Annotated in this window: 17 protein-coding genes and 1 pseudogene; 10 read left to right on the top strand and 8 right to left on the bottom strand. The window is 66.6% G+C overall.

Features of this window, described 5'->3' with window-relative positions:
* Nucleotides 1–157: 157 nt before the first annotated feature.
* From QE393_RS02335 to QE393_RS02325, 3 genes and pseudogenes are all read right to left on the bottom strand, one after another.
* Nucleotides 158–320: pseudogene (locus QE393_RS02335) on the bottom strand (DUF2474 domain-containing protein).
* Nucleotides 320–1,342 carry a cytochrome d ubiquinol oxidase subunit II gene (cydB, locus tag QE393_RS02330; RefSeq protein ID WP_017640935.1) on the bottom strand — a complete coding sequence of 341 codons (1,023 nt, stop codon included), beginning with the start codon at nucleotides 1,340–1,342 and terminating at the stop codon, nucleotides 320–322. Before cydB ends, QE393_RS02335 begins: the two are co-directional and overlap by 1 nt.
* Entirely contained in the window at nucleotides 1,339–2,784 is a 1,446-nt protein-coding gene (locus tag QE393_RS02325) for a cytochrome ubiquinol oxidase subunit I (RefSeq protein ID WP_310041900.1), read from the bottom strand. The genes cydB and QE393_RS02325 overlap by 4 nt, the downstream gene beginning before the upstream one ends.
* Before the next feature lie 302 nt (nucleotides 2,785–3,086).
* Here QE393_RS02325 and QE393_RS02320 point away from each other — a divergent pair, with 302 nt between their 5' ends.
* The 4 genes from QE393_RS02320 (at nucleotide 3,087) to QE393_RS02305 (ending at nucleotide 8,804) form a co-directional block, all read left to right on the top strand.
* Nucleotides 3,087–4,316 (top strand): MFS transporter, encoded by a 1,230-nt coding sequence (locus tag QE393_RS02320; protein WP_310041899.1) that lies wholly within the window; start codon nucleotides 3,087–3,089, stop codon nucleotides 4,314–4,316.
* A 131-nt stretch (nucleotides 4,317–4,447) separates the two neighbouring features.
* Nucleotides 4,448–6,094 carry a methyl-accepting chemotaxis protein gene (locus QE393_RS02315; protein WP_310041898.1) on the top strand — a complete coding sequence of 549 codons (1,647 nt, stop codon included), beginning with the start codon at nucleotides 4,448–4,450 and terminating at the stop codon, nucleotides 6,092–6,094.
* Between the two features lie 84 nt (nucleotides 6,095–6,178).
* Complete coding sequence (locus QE393_RS02310) at nucleotides 6,179–6,982, top strand: SDR family oxidoreductase (protein WP_310041896.1); 804 nt, start codon at nucleotides 6,179–6,181, stop codon at nucleotides 6,980–6,982.
* Nucleotides 6,975–8,804: a glycoside hydrolase family 15 protein gene (locus QE393_RS02305; protein ID WP_273809712.1), complete on the top strand. Its 1,830-nt coding sequence runs from the start codon at nucleotides 6,975–6,977 to the stop codon at nucleotides 8,802–8,804. Before QE393_RS02310 ends, QE393_RS02305 begins: the two co-directional genes overlap by 8 nt.
* A gap of 461 nt (nucleotides 8,805–9,265) precedes the next feature.
* Here QE393_RS02305 and QE393_RS02300 read toward each other — a convergent pair whose 3' ends face one another.
* The gene (locus tag QE393_RS02300; protein WP_310041895.1) at nucleotides 9,266–9,670 is read right to left on the bottom strand and encodes a response regulator; all 405 of its coding nucleotides are present in this window, start codon (nucleotides 9,668–9,670) and stop codon (nucleotides 9,266–9,268) included.
* A 247-nt stretch (nucleotides 9,671–9,917) separates the two neighbouring features.
* Between QE393_RS02300 and betT the strand changes: the two genes are divergently transcribed.
* Together betT and QE393_RS02290 are read left to right on the top strand one after the other, a co-directional pair.
* On the top strand, nucleotides 9,918–11,882 hold the full coding sequence (betT, locus tag QE393_RS02295; RefSeq protein WP_310045606.1) for a choline BCCT transporter BetT: 1,965 nt from the start codon (nucleotides 9,918–9,920) through the stop codon (nucleotides 11,880–11,882).
* 129 nt (nucleotides 11,883–12,011) lie between these two features.
* Nucleotides 12,012–13,082 (top strand): AbrB family transcriptional regulator, encoded by a 1,071-nt coding sequence (locus tag QE393_RS02290; RefSeq protein WP_405046223.1) that lies wholly within the window; start codon nucleotides 12,012–12,014, stop codon nucleotides 13,080–13,082.
* A gap of 21 nt (nucleotides 13,083–13,103) precedes the next feature.
* Here the strand turns inward: QE393_RS02290 and QE393_RS02285 are convergent, their stop codons facing one another.
* Nucleotides 13,104–13,364, bottom strand: coding sequence for a hypothetical protein (locus QE393_RS02285; RefSeq protein WP_133862885.1), 261 nt, complete (start codon nucleotides 13,362–13,364; stop codon nucleotides 13,104–13,106).
* Between the two features lie 205 nt (nucleotides 13,365–13,569).
* Here QE393_RS02285 and QE393_RS02280 point away from each other — a divergent pair, with 205 nt between their 5' ends.
* Nucleotides 13,570–15,108, top strand: a complete 1,539-nt coding sequence (locus tag QE393_RS02280; protein ID WP_310041893.1) for a sensor domain-containing diguanylate cyclase — start codon at nucleotides 13,570–13,572, stop codon at nucleotides 15,106–15,108.
* A 28-nt stretch (nucleotides 15,109–15,136) separates the two neighbouring features.
* Here QE393_RS02280 and QE393_RS02275 read toward each other — a convergent pair whose 3' ends face one another.
* Nucleotides 15,137–16,156, bottom strand: coding sequence for a GGDEF domain-containing protein (locus QE393_RS02275; protein WP_310041890.1), 1,020 nt, complete (start codon nucleotides 16,154–16,156; stop codon nucleotides 15,137–15,139).
* A gap of 340 nt (nucleotides 16,157–16,496) precedes the next feature.
* Here QE393_RS02275 and QE393_RS02270 point away from each other — a divergent pair, with 340 nt between their 5' ends.
* Both QE393_RS02270 and QE393_RS02265 read left to right on the top strand, forming a co-directional pair.
* Nucleotides 16,497–17,309 carry an HDOD domain-containing protein gene (locus QE393_RS02270; RefSeq protein WP_310045605.1) on the top strand — a complete coding sequence of 271 codons (813 nt, stop codon included), beginning with the start codon at nucleotides 16,497–16,499 and terminating at the stop codon, nucleotides 17,307–17,309.
* Nucleotides 17,310–17,433: 124 nt separating this feature from the next.
* Entirely contained in the window at nucleotides 17,434–17,706 is a 273-nt protein-coding gene (locus QE393_RS02265; RefSeq protein WP_133862881.1) for a hypothetical protein, read from the top strand.
* A gap of 66 nt (nucleotides 17,707–17,772) precedes the next feature.
* Here QE393_RS02265 and QE393_RS02260 read toward each other — a convergent pair whose 3' ends face one another.
* Nucleotides 17,773–18,027 (bottom strand): hypothetical protein, encoded by a 255-nt coding sequence (locus tag QE393_RS02260; protein ID WP_273809705.1) that lies wholly within the window; start codon nucleotides 18,025–18,027, stop codon nucleotides 17,773–17,775.
* A 152-nt stretch (nucleotides 18,028–18,179) separates the two neighbouring features.
* Between QE393_RS02260 and QE393_RS02255 the strand changes: the two genes are divergently transcribed.
* On the top strand, nucleotides 18,180–18,947 hold the full coding sequence (locus QE393_RS02255; RefSeq protein ID WP_310041886.1) for a hypothetical protein: 768 nt from the start codon (nucleotides 18,180–18,182) through the stop codon (nucleotides 18,945–18,947).
* Between the two features lie 4 nt (nucleotides 18,948–18,951).
* On the opposite strand, the gene QE393_RS02250 is transcribed toward QE393_RS02255, so the two are convergent.
* On the bottom strand, nucleotides 18,952–19,725 hold the full coding sequence (locus tag QE393_RS02250) for an NAD-dependent deacylase (RefSeq protein WP_310041885.1): 774 nt from the start codon (nucleotides 19,723–19,725) through the stop codon (nucleotides 18,952–18,954).
* Nucleotides 19,726–19,849: the final 124 nt, after the last annotated feature.

Genomic DNA, 19,849 nt, shown 5'->3' with positions numbered 1-19,849 from the left:
CCAAGCTCACTACCCCCACCCAACCCTCCCCCGCAAGCGGAAGAGGGGGCTATTCAGCGTGCGGGATAAACCTCATACCCAAGGACAAGCTCCGCGTAGGGTGGATGACGGCGCAGCTTCATCCACCAGCAGACCAGCACCTCCACCGCCAGCCAAGTCAGTGCGACTTCAGCCCTGCCGCTGTCAGTACCAGTCGCAGCACCCCAGGCCACCACGCCCAGGGCCACCAGGCTGCAGGCCCAGATGCCGGCCATCCAGGCGAGCCGCTGCCAGAGCGGCTTGTTATCGGCCGGGTTGGGTTCGCGCGAGCGGCCGGCCATCAGTGGTAGCCCTCCCCCGCGCGGACCTTGCCGCGGAATACGTAGTAGCCCCAGAAGGTGTACATCAGGGTGATGGGGATGATGAACAGGGTGCCGATGAGCAGGAACAGCTGGCTCTGCGGCGGCGACGAGGCCTCCCAGATGGAAACACCCGGCGGGATGATGTTCGGCCAGAGGCTGATGCCCAGACCGCTGTAGCCGAGGAAGATCAGCGCCAGGGTCAGCAGGAAGGGCGCATGGTGCGAATCCTCACGCAGGATGGCGCGCAGCAGGGCCAGGGTCACCACGCCCACCAGGATCGGCACCGGCAGGAACCAGACCAGATTGGGCATGCTGAACCAGCGGGCGGAGATGGCCGCCTGGCTCAGTGGGGTCCAGATGCTCACCACCGCGGTAAAGGCCAGCAGCAGGAACAACAGCGGCTTGGTCAGGCGACGCATGGTCGCCTGCAGCGGGCCCTCGGTCTTCATGATCAGCCAGGTACTGCCCAGCAGCGCATAGGCGGCGATGACGCCCAGGCCGCAGAACATCGAGAAGGGCGTCAGCCAGTCCAGCGGACCGCCGACATACTGGCGATTCTCCACCGGGAAGCCTTCGATGAAGGCGCCCAGGGCCACACCCTGGCAGAAGCTGGCCAGCAGCGAGCCGAAGATGAAGGACTTGTCCCACAGGGCTTCCTTGCCTTCCTGGACCTTGAAGCGGAATTCGAAGGCCACGCCGCGGAAGATCAGGCCGATCAGCATGAAGATCAGCGGCAGGTAGAGCGCCGGCAGGATCACCGAGTAGGCCAGCGGGAAGGCGCCATAGAGCCCCGCTCCGCCGAGCACCAGCCAGGTCTCATTGCCGTCCCAGATGGGCGCCACAGTGTTCATCATGACGTCGCGATCTTCCTTGCCCTTGACGAAGGGGAAGAGGATGCCGATGCCCAGGTCGAAGCCGTCCATGACCACGTACATCATGAGGCCGAAGATGATGATGATCGCCCAGATCAGCGGGAGGTCGATGCCAGGGATGCCGTTCATGTGCGGTCTCCGGTCAGCTGGTCATTGGGATTGTCTTCTTCCAGGCCGCCATCGGCGCCGGACAGCGGACGCTTGGGATGGCGATCGGTACCCGGGCCGCCGGAGGTGGGCAGGTCGCCTTCACCGGTGTGCGGACCCTTGCCGATCATGCGCAGCGCATAGAGGGTGCCGATGCCGAACACGGCGAAGTAGACCACCACGAAGGCCACCAGGGTGATGCTCAGCTGGGTGACGCTGTGATTGGACACCCCGTCCCTGGTGCGCAGGAGGCCGTAGACGATCCACGGCTGGCGGCCCACCTCGGTGGTGAACCAGCCGGCCAGCAGGGCGATGAGGCCGACCGGCCCCATGCAGGTGACCAGGCGCAGGAAGCCGCGGGTCTCGAACAGCGTGCCGCGCCAGCGCAGCCAGGCACTCCACAGGCCGGCAGCGATCATCAGCATGCCGAGGGCGACCATGATGCGGAACGACCAGAACACCACATAGGCCGGCGGCCGGTCTTCCTTGGGGAAGTCCTTGAGCGCCGGGATCGGCTCGGTGAGGCTGTGCTTGAGGATCAGGCTGCCGAGCACCGGGATCTCCAGCTTGAAGCGGGTTTCCTCGCGCTCCATGTCCGGCCAGCCGAACAGGATCAGCGGGGTCGCCTCGCCTGGGAGGTTCTCCCAGTGGCCTTCCATCGCGGCGATCTTGGCCGGCTGGTGCTCCAGGGTGTTGAGGCCGTGGGCGTCGCCGACGAAGGCCTGGATGGGCGCCACCAGCAGGGCCATCCACATGGCCATGGAGAACATCTTGCGCACCGCCGGGTTGTCGTTGCCGCGCAGCAGGTGCCAGGCCGCCGAGGCGCCGACCAGGAAGGCCACCGACAGGTAGGCGGCGATGGTCATGTGCGCCCAGCGGAAGGGAAACGACGGGTTGAAGATCACCGCGAGCCAGTCCACCGGGACGATGCGCCCATCGACGATCTCGTAACCGCTCGGAGTGTGCATCCAGCTGTTGGAGGCCAGGATCCAGAAGGTCGACATCAGGGTGCCGATGGCCACCATCACCGTCGAGAAGAAGTGCAGGCCGCGGCCCACGCGATTCCAGCCGAACAGCATGACACCGAGGAAGCCGGCCTCGATGAAGAAGGCGGTGAGCACCTCGTAGGTCAGCAGCGGGCCGGTCACGGCGCCGGCATAGTCGGCGAAGCCGCTCCAGTTGGTGCCGAACTCGTAGGCCATCACCAGACCGGACACCACGCCCATGCCGAAGAAGATCGCGAAGATCTTCAGCCAGAAGTGATACAGATCCTTGTAGACGTGGTCGTCGGTCTTCAGCCACAGCCCTTCGAGCACGGCGAGAAAGCTCGCGGTACCGATGGACAGCGCCGGGAAGACGATGTGGAAGGACACGGTGAAGGCGAACTGGATCCGGGCGAGATCCAGGGCTTCGAGGCCGAACATAGCTATTCCTCTCAGGCACGCCGGCCGTCGAGAGCAGCCGGTCGAGTTGACGCTGACCGAGGTTCGAACCTCCGGCGTCGCCTGGGGTTCTAGCGGGACGCTAAAAGGCGCCACCGCGCTAGCCCAGAGGGCCAGGTCGGAAGCTGACGTGGATCAACGTCAGGCTTTAGAATAGTCCTCCTCGATACATTTGCTTACGTGGTTCGATGTCGCATCGGGCAGGCTGTCGCACCCCCGCAGTTGTATGACGATCAGCCTCGGGGTGGCTTAAGATGCCACCTCTGCCCTCGCGAGCCCCTGCCATGTCCGGCGATACCCTGCAGCTGCGTCACCACCGTCCCTTCGTCGCCTTCTGGTTCGCCCGCATCTGCACCGCCGGCAGTTTCCAGATGCTCACCGTCGCCATCGGCTGGCACCTCTATTCCCTCACCGGCAATGTGCTCGACCTCGGCCTGGTGGGGCTGGTGGAATTCCTGCCGCGGGTGCTGTTCATGCTGCACACCGGGCATGTCGCCGATCGCTACGACCGCCGCCGGGTCGCTGCCCTCTGCCAGACCGGCCAGGGGCTGATCGCCCTGGTGCTGCTGGTGGGCAGCCTCAATCACGCGGTGACCCGCGAACTGATCTTCATCCTGGCCTTCTGCCTGGGCACTGCGCGCGCCTTCGAGCAGCCCACCACCCAGGCGCTGCTGCCCAACATCGTGCCGCCTTCGATCTTTCCCCGCGCCATCGCCGCGGCGGCCTCGGCCATGCAGGGCGCCACCATCATCGCCCCCGCGCTGGGCGGGCTGCTCTATGCCCTGGGCGCCGCCTGGGTCTATGGCCCGGCGCTGGTGCTCTATGGCATCGCCATCCTGCTGGTCTCCAGCCTGCCGGCGCGGCAGACGCCCAGCCAGAAGGAAAAGCCGACCCTAGACAACCTGCTGGCCGGCATCCGCTTCATCAGGAGTCGCCCGGACGTACTCGGCGCCATCTCCCTGGATCTGTTCGCCGTGCTACTGGGCGGCGCCACCGCCCTGCTCCCGGTGTTCGCCGCCGACATCCTGCTCACCGGACCCTGGGGCCTCGGCCTGCTGCGCTCGGCACCCGCGGTGGGCGCCCTGGGCATGTCCTTTCTGCTCGCCTACGTCAGCCTCAATCGCCACGTGGGCCGCATCATGTTCGGCTCGGTAGCGCTGTTCGGCGTGGCCACCATCGCCTTCGGGCTATCCACCTCGCTGTGGTTCTCGCTGGGCACCCTGGTGGTGCTGGGCGCCGCCGACATGGTCAGCGTGGTGATCCGCAGTTCCTTCGTGCAGTTGGAAACCCCGGATGCCATGCGCGGCCGGGTCAGTGCGGTCAACGGCCTGTTCATCGGCGCCTCCAATCAGCTCGGCGAATTCGAATCGGGGGTCACCGCGCACTTCTTCGGCACCGTGCCGGCGGTGGTGCTGGGCGGCGTCGGCACCCTGGTGATCACCGGGGTCTGGATGAAGCTGTTCCCGGGCCTGGCCAAGCGCGACCGGCTGACGGAGCCGCGCGGCGACGGTTGAATCCTGGCCAGTCGCTCCGGGCTGGCCATTCATCCCAAGGCCATGACCGCTCGCCCGGAAAAGGGTTATCGCGCAAACCTTTACCACAAAATGTGATCCATATCACATTCCGATAGATTCCTGAGGTTTCCATGCGCACCCCTCTTTCCATGGCCGCCCGCCTGGGCCTGGGCTTCGGCCTGATCCTGGTGCTGATGCTGCTGATCACCCTCGTCGGCGTCCAGCGCGTCGGCGTCATCGACGACACCCTGACCGCCGTCAGCCAGGGCGCCAGCGTCAAGCAGCGCTACGCCATCAACTTCCGCGGCAGCGTGCACGACCGCGCCATCGCCATTCGCGATACGGTGCTGATCCACGACGTCGCGCCCCTGGCCAGTCGCCTGGCCGACATCGATCGCCTCAAGGCCTTCTATCGCCAGTCCGCCGAGCCCATGGATCAGCTGTATGCCAGCCAGGGCGCCACCGCCGAGGAACAGCGCCTGCTGGCGGCTATCAAGGACATCGAAGGCACCGCCCTGCCGCTGACCGATCGCCTGCTGCAACTGCGCCAGGCCGGCGATCTGGAAGGCGCCCGGGTGTTCCTGCTGGAGCGCGTCTCGCCGGCCTATGTCGAGTGGCTCAAGCGCATCAATGCGCTCATCGATCACGAGGAAGCCATCGCCAGCGGCCATCTGGCCGAGGTCCGCGGCATCGCCGGAGGCTTCCGCTGGCTGATGCTGGTGACCTGCGCCCTCGCCCTGCTGCTGAGCGTGACCGTCTCCATCCTGATCATCCGCCAGATGGGCGCGACCCTGGGCGGCGAACCCCACGCCGTGGCCGCCGCCATCCGCCGCCTGGCCGAGGGCCGGCTGGACGAACGCCCTGCCACCCGTCATCCGGACAGCGTGATGGGCACCCTGGGCAGCGCCACCGCGCACCTAGGCGAGACCATCGTCCAGGTACGCCATACCGCCAGCTCGGTCGCGGCGGCAGCAGCCCAGCTGCAAGGTACCGCCCAGACCAACCAGCGCCACACCGATGTGCAGTCCAACCAGGCCCAGCACATGGCTGCCGCCGTCACCGAGCTGGCCGCGACCATTGGCGAGGTCGCAGGTTACGCGGCCCAGGCCGCCCAGGCCACCGGCAATGCCAGTGCCCAGGTGGACACCGGCAACCGGCTGGTCGCCAGCTCCGGCCAGGCCATCGGTCAGCTGGTACAGGCCCTGGAGCAGGCCAGCGTCACCGTGCAGCAGGTCTCCAGCGACAGCGCCAGCATCGAGAACATCGTCGCCGTCATCAACGGCATCGCCGAGCAGACCAACCTGCTGGCGCTGAATGCCGCCATCGAGGCCGCCCGCGCCGGAGAGCAGGGCCGCGGTTTCGCCGTGGTGGCCGATGAGGTCCGCAACCTGGCGACCCGTACCCAGGAATCGACCCGCGAGATCCGCGGCATGATCGCCACCCTGCAGGAAGGCGCTGGACGCGCCGCGGCGCAGATGGAAGAGAGTCGCGGCCAGGCCCACGAGACCGCCGAGCTGACCCAGCGCGCCGTCGCGGCCCTGGCAGCCATCCAGGCGGACGTCGGCTCGGTGAACGCCATGAATGCGCAGATCGCCACCGCCGCGGCGCAACAGACCGCCGTGGCCGAAGAGGTCAACGAAAACATCAATCGCATCCACGCGGCCACCCTGGAAACCGCCAGTGGGTCGCAGCAGATCGCCGGGGCCAGTCGTCAGCTGGCGGAGCTGGCCGAAGACCTGGAACGACGCATGAGCCTGTTCCGCACCACCCGTGCCTGAACATCCGGCAACGCTCGCGGGCTGAACCTAGACGCGAGCGCAACGGTCAGCAGTCAGACACCTTTTCCGCGCAGGAGTCTGGACATGCAGCTTTCCCTCAACGGCCAGGTCGCCCTGGTCACCGGCGGCAGCTCCGGGATCGGCGCCGCCGTCGCCGAAGCCCTGGGCAAGGCCGGTGCCGCCGTCGCCATCAATTACCATTCCCACGCCGAACCTGCCGAAGAACTGGCCAGGCGCATCCAGGACGCCGGAGGCCGCGCCGTCACCGTTGGCGGTGACGTCGGTGACGAGGACGCGGTCAAGGCCCTGTTCGAGCGCACCCTGGAAGCCTTCGGCCGACTGGACATCCTGGTCGCCAACTCCGGTCTGCAAAAGGACGCGGCGGTGGCCGACATGTCGCTCAAGGACTGGAACACGGTGATCAACACCAACCTCACCGGCCAGTTTCTCTGCGCCCAGGCGGCGATCCGCCAGTTCCGCCAGCAGGGCCGCGACGAGAACATCTCGCGGGCCCTGGGCAAGATCATCCACATGAGCTCGGTGCACGAGGTCATTCCCTGGGCCGGGCACGTCAACTACGCCGCGTCCAAGGGTGGGGTCAATCTGCTGATGCGCAGCCTGGCACAGGAGGTCGCCGCCGAAGGCATCCGCGTCAACAGCATCGCCCCGGGCGCCATCGCCACCGCCATCAACGAAGAGGTGACCGGTGACGAGGCCAAGGCCCGCGAATTGCTCAGGCTGATCCCCTACAAGCGCGTCGGCCATGTCGACGACGTGGGCAACGCGGCGGTCTTTCTCGCCAGTGACCTGGCCGACTACATCGTCGGCACCACCCTGTTCGTCGACGGCGGCATGTGCCTCTATCCGGGATTCGAAGACAATGGCTGATTCCTCCTCCGTGCACGCCCGCCGCAGTATCGGCGCCCACGGTGTCATCGGCGACCTGCGCACCTGCGCCCTGGTCGCCACCGACGGCACCATCGACCACTTCTGCTGGCCGAACCTGGACAGCCCCTCGGTGTTCGCCGCCCTGCTCGATTCGGAAAAGGCCGGCTATTTCAGCCTGGCCCCGGTCTGGGAAGACGCCCGCGAGCAGCAGCTCTACCTGCCGGACACCAACATCCTGCAGACCCGCTGGCTGTCGGCGGAAGGGGTCGCCGAGGTCACCGACCTGATGCCGGTGTGCAGCAGCGAGGACACCCAGCCACGTATCGTCCGCCGCGTGCAGGTGGTGGCCGGCCGCTGCCGCTTCCGCCTGGTCTGCGCGCCGGCCCACGACTACGCCCGGGCCGAGACCCGCGCCCGTCTGGTGGACGGCGGCGCCCTGTTCGAGGCCGCTGGCCAGCCGACCCTGCGCCTGGCGTCAAGCGTCACCCTGCGGGTGGACGGCAACGCGGCATCGGCCGAGTTCGAACTGGAACAGGGTGAGCAACTGGATTTCGTCTTTGGCTGCAAGGAAGACGACAAGGTCGTCGCCGGCCAGAGCGATCTCTGCTTCGAGGACACCCTCTCCTACTGGACCTCCTGGGCCGCCAAGAGCCATTACCAGGGGCGCTGGCGCGAGATGGTCACCCGCTCGGCCCTGGCGCTGAAGCTGCTGACCTCCTGCAAGCACGGCTCCATCGCCGCGGCCGCCACCTTCAGCCTGCCGGAAGCCCTGGGCGGCGAGCGCAACTGGGACTATCGCGCCTCCTGGATCCGCGACGCCTCCTTTACCGTCTACGCCTTCATGCGCCTGGGCTACACCCAGGAAGCCAAGGATTTCACCCACTGGGTGGGCCAGTGCGTGGAAAACAGCCACAACGCCCCGGAAAAGCTGCAGATCATGTATCGCCTGGACGGCGGCCTGGACCTGCCCGAGGAAACCCTCGACCATCTTGCAGGCTATGCGAACTCGAGTCCGGTGCGCATCGGCAACGAGGCCTACAAGCAGGTCCAGCTGGACATCTACGGCGAGCTGATGGACGCCATCTACCTGTCCAACAAGTATGGCGAAGCCATCTCCCACCATGGCTGGAAGGACGTGGTGCGGATGATCGACCACGTCTGCGAGCACTGGAACCAGCCCGATGCCGGCATCTGGGAGATGCGCGGCGATCCCGAGCACTTCCTGCACTCACGGCTGATGTGCTGGGTGGCCATCGACCGCGCCATGCGGCTGTCGGTCAAGCGCTCGCTGCCGATGCCCTACGAGCGCTGGTACGCCGCTCGCGCCGCCATCCAGGAAGACATCTGGGACAACTTCTGGAACGCCGAGCTGGGTCACTTCACCTCGACCCGCCACGGCAAGAGCCTGGACGCCGCCCTGCTGCTGATGCCGCTGGTGCGCTTCGTCAGCGCCACCGACCCCATGTGGCTGTCCACCCTGGACGCCATCAAGGCCAACCTGGCCTACGACGGCATGATCCGCCGCTACAACCCGGTCGACACCCCGGCGGACAACCTCAAGGGGGAAGAAGGCGCCTTTGTCGCCTGCTCCTTCTGGTACGTCGAATGCCTGGCCCGCGCCGGTCGCGTCGACGAAGCCCACCTGGAGTTCGAAAAGCTGCTGGGCTACGCCAACCCCCTGGGTCTCTATGCCGAGGAACTGGACAAGCGCGGCTATCCCCTCGGCAACCTGCCCCAGGCCCTGTCGCACCTGGCCCTGATCAGCACCGCCTTCTTCCTGGATCGCAAGCTGAGCGGCAAGGATCCGCAATGGCAGCCGTAGGGCGAGCCGATGCGGCCATGGCGGTCCTCGATGCGGCCGCCCCTGCGGGTGCCAGCCCGATAGCTGATCGCGATCTTGCTGGAGCTGATAAAGCAAAAAACCCGCTCGGACAGCCCCCTCTCCCCCCTGGGAGAGGGTTGGGGTGAGGGCACAGCGCGGTACGTAGCTACCTGTGGAAAAGGCTGCGCCGTTTTCCACGCTACGGTGCCACCCGTGATGAGACGTGCCAGTGAGCGTGACGTTGGATTACGGACTTGCCGGAAGGAATGGAGTCGAGCCCCGCTCGTAGAGCCCCCTCTCCCCTTGGGAGAAGATTGGGGCGAGGGACCGCAGCCGCAAGGTCACCATTGAGTCACTCAGGGTTTACACCGAGCAGTCTGCATAGCTGCAATCGCGGCCATGGGCCGCTCCTACAGGGCAACTTCGACCAGTGATGGCGACGCCGCCGGGCAGCCAGCCCCTCACGCCACCCGACTCTGCCCCAGCACCTCGTTGACGCAATTGGCCATGTCGTCGATATGCCAGGGCTTGGGCATGAAGCGGGTGCGGCCGGCGCCGCGGGGGACCGTCAGGCGATCGCCGGAGGTGAGAATCACCGGGATGTGCGGCCAGCGCTGAGAGACCAATTGGGCCAGGGCCTCGCCATCCAGGCGTCCCGGCATGCGCACGTCGGTGAAGAGCACGTCGATGCGGGCACCGTTCTGTTCCAGATAGCTCAGCGCCGCATCGGCGGTCGACACGGCCACCACCTGGAGGTCCACCAAGGACTCCAGGGCCTCGGTGGCCAATTCCCGCAGCAACGGTTCGTCCTCTACCAGAAGCAGTAGTGGACGATAGGAGCCGAAGGGAGAAGATGCCTGAGTCATACCCAACAGACTTTGCCAAGAGGTTACGGTTCTGACCATTCGGCCCTGGCTCGACCAAAGTCGACCACCGGCATAAGCAAGCCCTCTAAGCGGCAACTTTCAACGCCTCGCTGACTCGAAGCGTTCACCTCGGGGGCCTCCTGTGGTATTCTTTTTTAATCGAACGATCAATTAAAAAAGCATTCTTCCCTTTGGCAGTTCGCAAGGAGTCCTCATGAGTGCGACGCCCTCATCCGGCACCGTAAAGCTGAATCCCCCCGCCTTCTATTGCGCGGCCGCAGTGATCCTGCTGTTTTCCCTGGTGGTCATCGGCCGTCCCGAGCAGGCCGGTGCCTGGCTGCTGCAGGCCCAGACCTGGGCCGCCAATACGGTCGGCTGGTACTACCTGCTGGCCATGTCGCTCTATCTGGTGTTCGTGGTGGTCACCGCGCTGTCCGGCTACGGCAAGATCAAGCTCGGTGCCGACCACGACCAACCCGAGTTCAGCTATCTGTCCTGGGCCGGCATGCTGTTCGCCGCGGGCATCAGCATCACCCTGTTCTTCTTCTGCGTATCCGAACCCCTGACCCACTTCGCCCAGCCGCCGGCCGGCGAAGGCGGCAATCCGGCGGCCGCGCGCCAGGCCATGCAGATCCTCTTCCTGCACTGGGGCCTGCACGGCTGGGGCGTGTTCGCCCTGGTGGCCATGGCCCTGGCCTATTTCGCCTATCGCCACAACCTGCCGCTGGCGCTGCGTTCGGCGCTCTATCCGCTGATCGGCAAGCGCATCAACGGGCCCATCGGCCACGCCGTGGACGCCTTCGGCATCATCGCCACCATCTTCGGCCTCGGCGCCGACCTGGGCTTCGGGGTGCTGCACCTCAATGCCGGTCTCGACTACCTGTTCGGCATCAGCCACAGCCACTGGGTGCAACTGATCCTCATCGTGCTGATGATGGGCGCGGCGATCGCCGTGGCCGTCTCCGGCGTCGACAAGGGCGTGCGCATCATGTCCGACATCAACATGGTGCTGGCCGTCGCCCTGCTGCTGTTCGTGCTGTTCGCCGGTCCGACCCAGCACCTGCTCAACACCCTGATCCAGAACATCGGCGACTATCTCGCCGCGTTGCCGGGCAAGAGCTTCGATCTCTATGCCTATGACGAGCCGTCCGACTGGCTGGGCGGCTGGACGGTGTTCTACTGGGCCTGGTGGATCGCCTGGGCTCCCTTCGTCGGGCTGTTCATCGCGCGCATCTCGCGCGGTCGCACCATCCGCGAATTCGTCTTCGGCGTGCTGTTCATCCCGCTGGGCTTCACCCTGGCCTGGCTGTCGATCTTCGGCAACAGCGCCCTGGAGCTGGTCCTCGGCCAGGGCATGACCGGTCTGGCGCAGACCGCGCTCACCGATCCGGCCATGGTCTTCTATCAGGTGCTGGAAACCTATCCGGCCAGCCGCGTGGTGATCAGCGTCGCCGTGCTGGTGAGCTTCGTCTTCTTCGTCACCTCGGCCGATTCCGGCACCGTGGTGCTCTCGACCCTGTCGTCCACCGGCGGCGAGGCCGACGAAGACGGTCCCAAGTGGTTGCGGGTGTTCTGGGGCGCGGCCGTGGCGCTGGTCACGGGCGGCCTGCTGTTCGCCGGCAGCATGGACGCGCTCAAATCCGCGGTGGTGCTGACGTCGCTCCCCTTCTCGGTGGTGGTGCTGCTGATGATGTGGGGCCTGCACAAGGCGCTGCACCTGGAATCCCAGCGCCAGCGGGCGCGGCTGCACTCGCTCGCGCCGGTGGCGACCAACGGCAAGGCCCGCCATGGCGGCTGGCGCCAGCGACTGTCCCAGGCGGTGTACTTCCCCTCGCGGGACGAGGTCTATCGCTTCATGGACAGTACCGTGCGCCCGGCCATGGAAGAGATGGTCGAGGTCTCGCGGGAGAAGGGCCTGGTGGTGGAGACCCAGTTCGACGCCACCAACGCCAACCTGCAACTCATCATCGGCCATGGCGAGGAGCATCCCTTCATCTACCAGGTGATCATGCAGGGCTACTTCACGCCCTCCTTCGCCCGCGCCGGCATCGGCGGCCTGCACCTGAAGAACCGCCGCTACTACCGCGCCGAGGTGCACCTCACCGAAGGCAGCCAGGACTACGACCTGGTGGGCTACAACCGCGAGCAGATCCTCAACGACATGCTCGACCAGTACGAACGCCATTTGCAGTTCCTGCACCTGGTGCGCTAGCCAACGGTTTTTTCAGCGACTGAAAGGCCATTGAAAGCGGCAAAGGTCGTATAATCGTCTCCAGGGTCGGCCCCGTGCCGGCCCCGGGGTCGGTACGCCGCGCCGGTCCCCCGCCGTCCGGAGACCGCCTTGCCCACCCTGCCTGCCACCTCGCCCTATCCACCCCTGCTGCAATGGCTGGCCCTGATCCTCTGTTCCGCCCTGGTCGGGGGCGGACTCAGCTGGCTGCAGGTACCCGCGGCACTCTTTCTCGGCCCCATGCTGGTGGCCATCGCCTTTGGCGTCTGCGGTGCCTCCATCCGCCTGCCGCGGCGGCTGTTCCAGACCGGCCAAGGCGTGGTGGGCTGCCTGATCGCCCACGCCATGACCGCCGCGGTGCTGCTCACGGTCGCCGAGCACTGGCCGGTGATGCTGCTGGCCACCGCCCTGACCGTGCTGCTCAGCCTGCTCACCGGCGCCCTGCTGGTGCGCTTCGGTGGTCTGCCCGGCAGTACCGCCGCCTGGGGCACCACGCCTGGCGCTGCGGCCGCCATGGTAGCCATGGCCGAGGAATACGGCGCCGATCCACGCATCGTCGCCACCATGCAATATGTCCGGGTGGTCTGCGTGGTGCTGATCAGTGCGCTGGTGGGCCGGTTGCTGGGCGCCGAAGGCAGCGGCACCGGGCATCAGGCGACGGTGGTCAGCCTGGACGGCCACTTCGCCTTCAACCTGGCGCTGACCCTGGCGGTGGCCCTCGCCGGCAGCTGGCTGGGTGGCCGGCTGTTTCCTGCCGGTGCCCTGCTGCTGCCGATCGCCCTGGGCACGCTGCTGCAACTCAACGGCTGGCTGGACATCACCCTGCCCCATCTGCTGCTCGCGGCGGCCTACGGCGCGATGGGCTGCTATGTCGGCCTGAGGTTCGATCGGGCCACGGTCGCCTATGTCTGGCGCGCCCTGCCCAAGATGATCTTCGCCTCGCTGTTGCTGATCGCGCTCTGTGCTCTCTCGGCACTGCTGATGGCGAAGCTGATGCACGTGGACTTTCTTACCGCCTACCTGGCGACCAGTCCGGGCGGACTGGATTCCATGGCCATCATCGCGGTGGATGCCCATGCCGATGTCGGTCTGGTGCTGGCCATGCAGGCGTTGCGCCTGATCGGCGTGGTGCTGACCGGGCCGCTACTGGCCCGGCAACTGGTCAAGCTGGCCCCCACCTAGCACGGGCTGAGGGCCGGGCCGTCAGGCCGAGCGGCGGCGCTCGACCTGGGCGGTGATGTTGTAGCCCTCGGCGGCATGGCCACGCACCACGACCCGGGCGTCCGGATAGAACCCCTTGAGGCGCTGTTCGAAGAGAAAGTAGATTTCCGCGCCGACCCGGATCTCCGCGGGATCGGTCAGGGTCAGGGAAAAGTTGCGCACGGGATCGGCGGCATGCTGCGGCTCGTTCTCCTCGATGCGCTGCATGGCGTCTTCGACGATCTGTTCGGCGATCTGCGACATCTTTGACCTCCCGGTCGGGCAGTTGGCTGGGCGCCATCCCAAGGACAGCTATATCGCTAGTGACCACGGCTGGGCCACGAGGATTCGTACGCTCTGCAAGATTCCGACGAAACTGTAGACTTGTCTGACTTTTATCCCCGTGTAGTGGCCTGAATCGCCCGGCTCGCGGTCTCCTGCACACCGAGGACGAGGAAGCTCTCCCGCCATGGTCGACGCCGACGATACTCCCCTCCCGCCGCGCAACCCGGCCACCCAGCGCCGGGCGCTGTGGCTGCTGGTCTGCGCCGTCGCGGTGATCCTGGCGCTGGAGTCCTGGCAGGTATGGCGCAACTACCAGAACGCCTTCGCCAGCGCGCGCAGCGACGTCGGCAACATCGCCCTGGCGGCGGCGCAGCATGCCGACGACGCCATCAAGGAAGCGGATTCGCTGCTGGTCAGCATCCGCGACCGCCTGGAGGATCAACCCCTCGATCAACTGGACCGCCCCCGCGTGCATCGCCTGCTGGCGCGCCAGGCGGCCCTCCTGCCGCAACTGCACGGGCTGTTCATCTACGGTCGCGATGGCGAATGGCGGGTGACCGACAAGAGCAGCGAACCGCCCCGGGCCAACAATGCCGATCGCGAGTATTTCCAGTTTCACCGCCAGCACGCCGCCGACGTGCTGCACGTCGGCACGGTGATCGAGAGTCGCAGCACCCACGAGTTGATCATCCCGGTATCACGCCGGCTGGAAGACCGCGACGGTCGCTTCGCCGGTGTCCTGCTGGCCACCATCCGCCTGCAGTACTTCGTCGACTACTACGAGCGCTTCAAACTGGACGCCCGTGGCGCCATCACCCTGGCGCAGGACGATGGCACCCTGATGGTCCGCCGGCCCTATGTCCCCGAGCACGTCGGCACCCCGCTGGCCAGCAGCGCGCTGTTTCGCCAGTACGTGACCCAGGCCCCCAGCGGTACCGCCCTGGTGCGCGCCATGCTCGACGGCCGTGAACGCCTCTATGCCTTCCAGCATCTGGAAGGCTATCCGCTGGTGGCGCTGGCCGGTATCTCCCGGAGCGACATCCTCGCCAGCTGGCGCCAGGACATGCTGAGGTCGGTGACGGTGGTCGGCCTCATCATCGTCGGCATGCTGGTCTTCGGCTTCAGCCTGCTGCGCGAGATCCGCGCCGGCGAACGCAGTGCCGTGGCCCTGCGCCAGGCCCATGACGAGTTGCACCTGCTGACGCTCAAGGACAGCCTGACCGGGCTGGGCAATCGTCGGCAGTTCGACAACCTGCTGCCGGTGGAGCTGGCCAGGGCGCAACGCAACGCCCAGTCGCTCAGCCTGCTGATGATCGACATCGATCACTTCAAGGCCTACAACGACCACTATGGCCATCCCGCGGGCGATCGCTGCCTGCAGGCGGTAGCCGGCGTGGTGGCCTCGGCGGCGCGCCGCCCGGGCGACCTGGCGGCGCGCTACGGCGGCGAAGAGATGGTCCTGCTGCTGCCCAACTGCGACGAAAGCGGCGCCCAGCGCGTGGCCGCCACGGTCCAGGAACGCCTGCAGGTGCTGGAGGTGGCCCATGCCACCAGTCCCTTCGGCCGCATCACCGTCAGTCTCGGCATCGCCGTCCAGCCGCCCGGCCAGACCCCGCCGCCCCAGCCCGCCGACCTGCTGGCCAGCGCCGATGCCGCGCTCTACCGCGCCAAGCACCTGGGCCGCAATCGCACCCATCCGCCGCTGGAAGATCAGGCGCTCTAGGCGTGGCCCGGGCGCCGTGCGGACGGGCCTAGCCGCAGATCATGCCGCCGCGGTAGTGCACCCGGTCCTTGCCGGCGCGCTTGGCCTGATAGAGCTCGCCATCGGCCTGCTTGAGCAGCTCCGAGGGCTGATAGCCCGGGGCGAGGCGCGCCACCCCGGCGCTGAAGGAAAAGCAGCTGCCGGTGCAGGTGTTGCTGCGGATATCGTCCAGCAGCGCCTGCAGTCGCTGCGCCAGCTGGCGCTCGTCCTCGGACTGCAATAGCACGCCGAATTCCTCGCCACCCAGGCGTCCGAAGCGTCCATCCGGGAAGTGCCTGCCCAGGGTAACGGCCATCTCCTTGAGCACCTGGTCCCCCACGTCGTGGCCGAAGCGGTCATTGATCCGCTTGAAGTCGTCGATGTCGAGCATGACGAAATACCAGGACGGCGATCCCTCTCGGCAGACCTGCTCCATGTCCAGCATCAGTGCGCGTCGGTTGCTGATCCCGGTGAGGGCATCGGTTTCCGCCTGCAGCCGATAGCGTTCCTTGAGTTCCAGGGTGCTGGCGACGATGCGTACGAAGGTGGCATTGAGCAGCAGCCCCAGTGCCAGGCTGGCCCCCAGCATGACCACGAACAGCGGCAGGGCCGCTGCAGTGATGGTGTCCAGTTCGCCATAGAACAGCAGCAACCAGACCGCCGCGGCGGCGATGCCATAGTCGAGCACATGGGAAAACAGAATGGTCGAGCCGAGGATGATGACGATGGCCATGGGAATCATCCAGGCATGGCCGGCCTCGCCCATGCTGAGGATCTGGAACCGAAAGGCCAGGGCCTCGAACAGCACGAACACCAGGGCGAACAGCCGCCAGACGGCGAAACGCCGGGCGGTGGTCATGGCCAGGCAGGAGCCGATCATGCCGGCAAAGGCCAGCCAGCCCCAGGCCGGTACCCCGGCGGTCAGGAAGGGGTTGATCAGCACGCTGATCAACCAGCCCAGGATGCCGGTGCTCTGCGCCAGCACATTGGGCAACTGCAGCATCTGGCGAATGTGAGTCTGATAAGTCATTGCACAACTCGAACGCCAAATTTAGTGGCCAACTGATATCACTGGATGCTATCCCATTCGTGGCCCGTCGTCGGCGGAAAGCGGACTCAAGCAAGACAATAGACGTCTGGTCATCGCTTCGCCCATCACTGGACCGAATAGGACCACGGCCGCGCACGGATCGAGCCAACGGACGGCGGCGAAATGACGCCACCGGTCAGCTCGTCCTGCAACCCGCAGCGCCCGGCCCGCTAAGCTCTTCGCTGCGAATTCTCGGCTAGGCTTGGCAGTGCCCAGGCCGTCGTTCATGCTTTCAACGACTTATCAGCTCCCATCTTCGGTATAGAACAAACCAGGCGCCATCATGGAAATCGATGCTCTGTTCGATCACCTGCATACCCTTCCCAGCATTCCCAAGGTGGCTCAGGAGCTGATCCAGCAGTTCGACGATCCCGACAGCAGCATCGAAGACGTCGCCCGGAACCTGGCGCTGGATCCGGTGCTCTCGGCCAAGGTCCTGCGCCTGGCCAACTCGGTGCGTTTTCGCGGCGTGCGGCCGTCCACCAGCATCGAAGGCGCCGCCATCCGCCTGGGCTTCGACGCCCTGCGCACCCTGGTGCTGGCCTCGGCGGTGACCGCGGCCTTCCGCCACAACCCCAGCTTCGATCCGCGGGATTTCTGGCAGCACAGCTTCGATGTGGCCAGCATCTGCCGCGTCCTCGCCCGCCAGGCCGGTGCCGATCCCGAGACCGCCTTCACCTGCGGCATGCTGCACAGCATCGGCGAGTTGCTGATCAGGACCGCGGCGCCCGACATCGCTGTGCGCATCGATGTCGAGCAGCGCGCCCCGGTGCCCGCCGACCAGGCCATCGGCTTCGGCTATCCGGAGGTGGGTGCCGAACTGGCCCGCCGCTGGCAGCTGCCGGTGGTGATCCAGCATGCCATCGCCTACCAGCTGCATCCCCAGGATGCGCCCGAGGATTCCGCTGCGGCGCGCATGGTCGCCCAGGCGCGCCTGATTTCCTTTGTCCTGCGGCGTCACGGCGGCATCAACGACCAGGCCAAGGCGGCCCTGGCCAATCCGCTGCTGGAAGGCGTGGATCTGGAGCTTCTGCTGGGTGAACTGCCCGAGGTGATAGAGGCGGACAAGGCCTTTGGCACCCTGATCAACTGACCGGCCGTCTCCTGCACAGGCAGCGCCACCGCCTGCATCACAAATCTGCCAGCCGGTCGTGGCAAAAGTCGAACGGGCACCTCAAGAATCGGTCAAAGCGTTATAGCTGACAGGAGTGATTGCGATGGCCGAGCCGCTGAAGTTCACGGATGCGAACACCATTATCAAGGGCGCTTTTCAACCGATGCTGTGCGCCATGACCGCCCAGGATCAGGCGACCTTCAACGTCGAGGTCTATGCGCCCAACGGCACGGCGCTCCTGCAACGCCGCATCGCTCGGGTCGATCTGCTGGACAACTCCCTGCTGGAAGCCTTCATCTGCGACAGTCGCGCCCGTATCGAGCGGGCCACCCATGAGCGACTCGACTGGCAGGTCCGCTACACCCGCGCCTGCTGAGGCTTTTCCGCCGTCACACGCTGCGATCGAAAAAAGGCGCCCCGAGAGGCGCCTTTTGCTTGACCATCAATCGTTGAGCACCCGCTTCTGCTGGCTGCCCTGGGCCTTGGTGGCAGGCGTCTTGTCGGCCTTCTTCTGGGTGGACGGGGCGGCGGTGGAGGTGTCGTCCGCACTGTCTCTGTTGCTGGTGTTGGAGCTGCCCGGCGCACCGATGCCGTTGCCGGTCACCCCGGCGTCGTTGTTGCTGTTGGCAGCCAGGCTGGGACCAGCCACCAGGGCCAGGGCAGCGCTCAGGGCAAGGATCAGCGGGGTCTTGCGCATCTTGGTGTCCTCCGGCCGCGAAAGGAAGGGTGTCGCGGGCTGCACCCTGGCTGATTAGGCCAAAGGCCGGGCCAAGCGTTCCCACCTTCCTATAGACTAACGGCCATCTCGCCGTACCCTGACAGGTGCGGCCGTCGCGTTCAGGAGTTGCCGTGAAGCACCGTTACCTCATCGTCGATCGCACCGCGCTCGATACCCCCGCGCTGTTCGACTATCTGGCCGAGGCGCCGCAGCACCGGGTCATCGTTTCCGGCGGCACCGCCGAGCAACTGTTCGCGGCGGAGCTCTGGCCGCGCCTGCGCGAACGCCTGGCACCCCACGCCGAGCGCTTCTTCTTCGCCGATTCCAGCGGTCCGCTGCTGCAGGCCGAGCTGGAGGGCCGCAAGCCCGGCCTCCTGGACCGCGAACTGACCCTGGCCTTCAAGCAGGCGGTGACCGCCGATGCCGAGGATGATCGCGTCCTGGTCCGCATTCGCCGCGAATTGCTCGATACCGACGACGATTACCAGGCCAACCGCCGCATCTTCCTCAACAGCCTGCTCGGCCAGATGCGCCGGGCCCTGCCGGCGGGTGCGGTGACCGCCGGCAATTGGCAGGACGCCGTCCGCCAGGCCATCGCCGCGGCCCAGCAGGGCCTGGCCAAGGGTTTCGCGCCGGGATTGGCCGATGCGCCCTTCAAGGTCTTTCTCAAGGCCTATCCGCTGGCAGCACGCTATGTCGCCCAGCTCGCCGTGCTGCTGATCACCGCCGGGCGCCAGGACAACGACGTCCTCATCGACCGCTTCGTCGCCCAGGATCCGGCGCTGGTCGCCACCCTGTTCGACGGTCTGCTGACCGAAGACGACGACCAGCGTCAGGCCTACACCGCCCTCAAGCGCACCCTGGATGCCCTGGGGACCGGCGGCCAGGCGCTGCACTAAGGGGCTAGAGGCGCTCCAGCAGCGCCGGCAGGAGTGCCCCGGCTGCACCCAGCAGCTGCCAGTCACCGTTGAAATCCGCCGCCGGCTGCGGATCGATGCGCACCACCGTGGCGCCCTGCTGGCGCGCCACCCCTGGCAGACTGGCCGCGGGCTGCACCAGCCCCGAGGTGCCGATCACCAGGCAGAGGTCACAACGCTCGGCCAGGGTCCAGGCGCTGGCCAGGGCCTCTTCCGGTAGCGCCTCGCCGAACCAGACCACACCAGGCCGGGCCAGACCGCCACAGAAGGCACAACGTGGTGGCGCCACCCGCTGATTTTCGGCTTCCGGTAACGCCGGCGCGGCCAAGGGCCGCGCACACGCGAAGCAGCGCGGCGCGTGCAGGCTGCCGTGCAGGTGGATGACCGCGCGACTGCCCGCGCGCTCGTGCAGGTCATCGACATTCTGGGTAACCAGGCGCAACCGCCCATGCCTCCGGCCCCACTCCGCCAGGGCCAGGTGCGCGGGATTGGGCTGGGCCGCCAGCGCCTGGGCACGACGCCACTCGTACCAGCTCCAGACCCGGACCGGGTCCTCGACGAAGGCTTCGGCCGTAGCCAGTTGCGCCGGATCGAAGCGCGCCCAGAGCCCGGTCAGGGCCTCGCGAAAGGTGGCGATGCCGCTTTCCGCCGACACGCCGGCACCGGTCAGGACCAGCACCTCGTCGGCCTGGCGCAGGCGTTCGAGCAGCACTGGCGGCAACGCGGCGAGACCGTCGCGGCAGTCGATGGGATTGGGCATGGATGCGTTGACTCCTGACATCTGCGGCAAAACAACAGGGTCTTGCGGACCGCGAAAAAGACCGAAAGTGTGACGCTACTCGACGGATGGTGAGTCCACTCATCGTTTTCCGGGGAACTGAGGT

The sequence above is a fragment of the Pseudomonas sp. SORGH_AS_0211 genome, from assembly GCF_031453455.1.
Lineage (GTDB): Bacteria > Pseudomonadota > Gammaproteobacteria > Pseudomonadales > Pseudomonadaceae > Chryseomonas > Chryseomonas aestiva.
The sequence above is the reverse complement of the archived record's forward strand: the minus strand, read 5'-3'. Positions and strand labels throughout refer to the sequence as shown.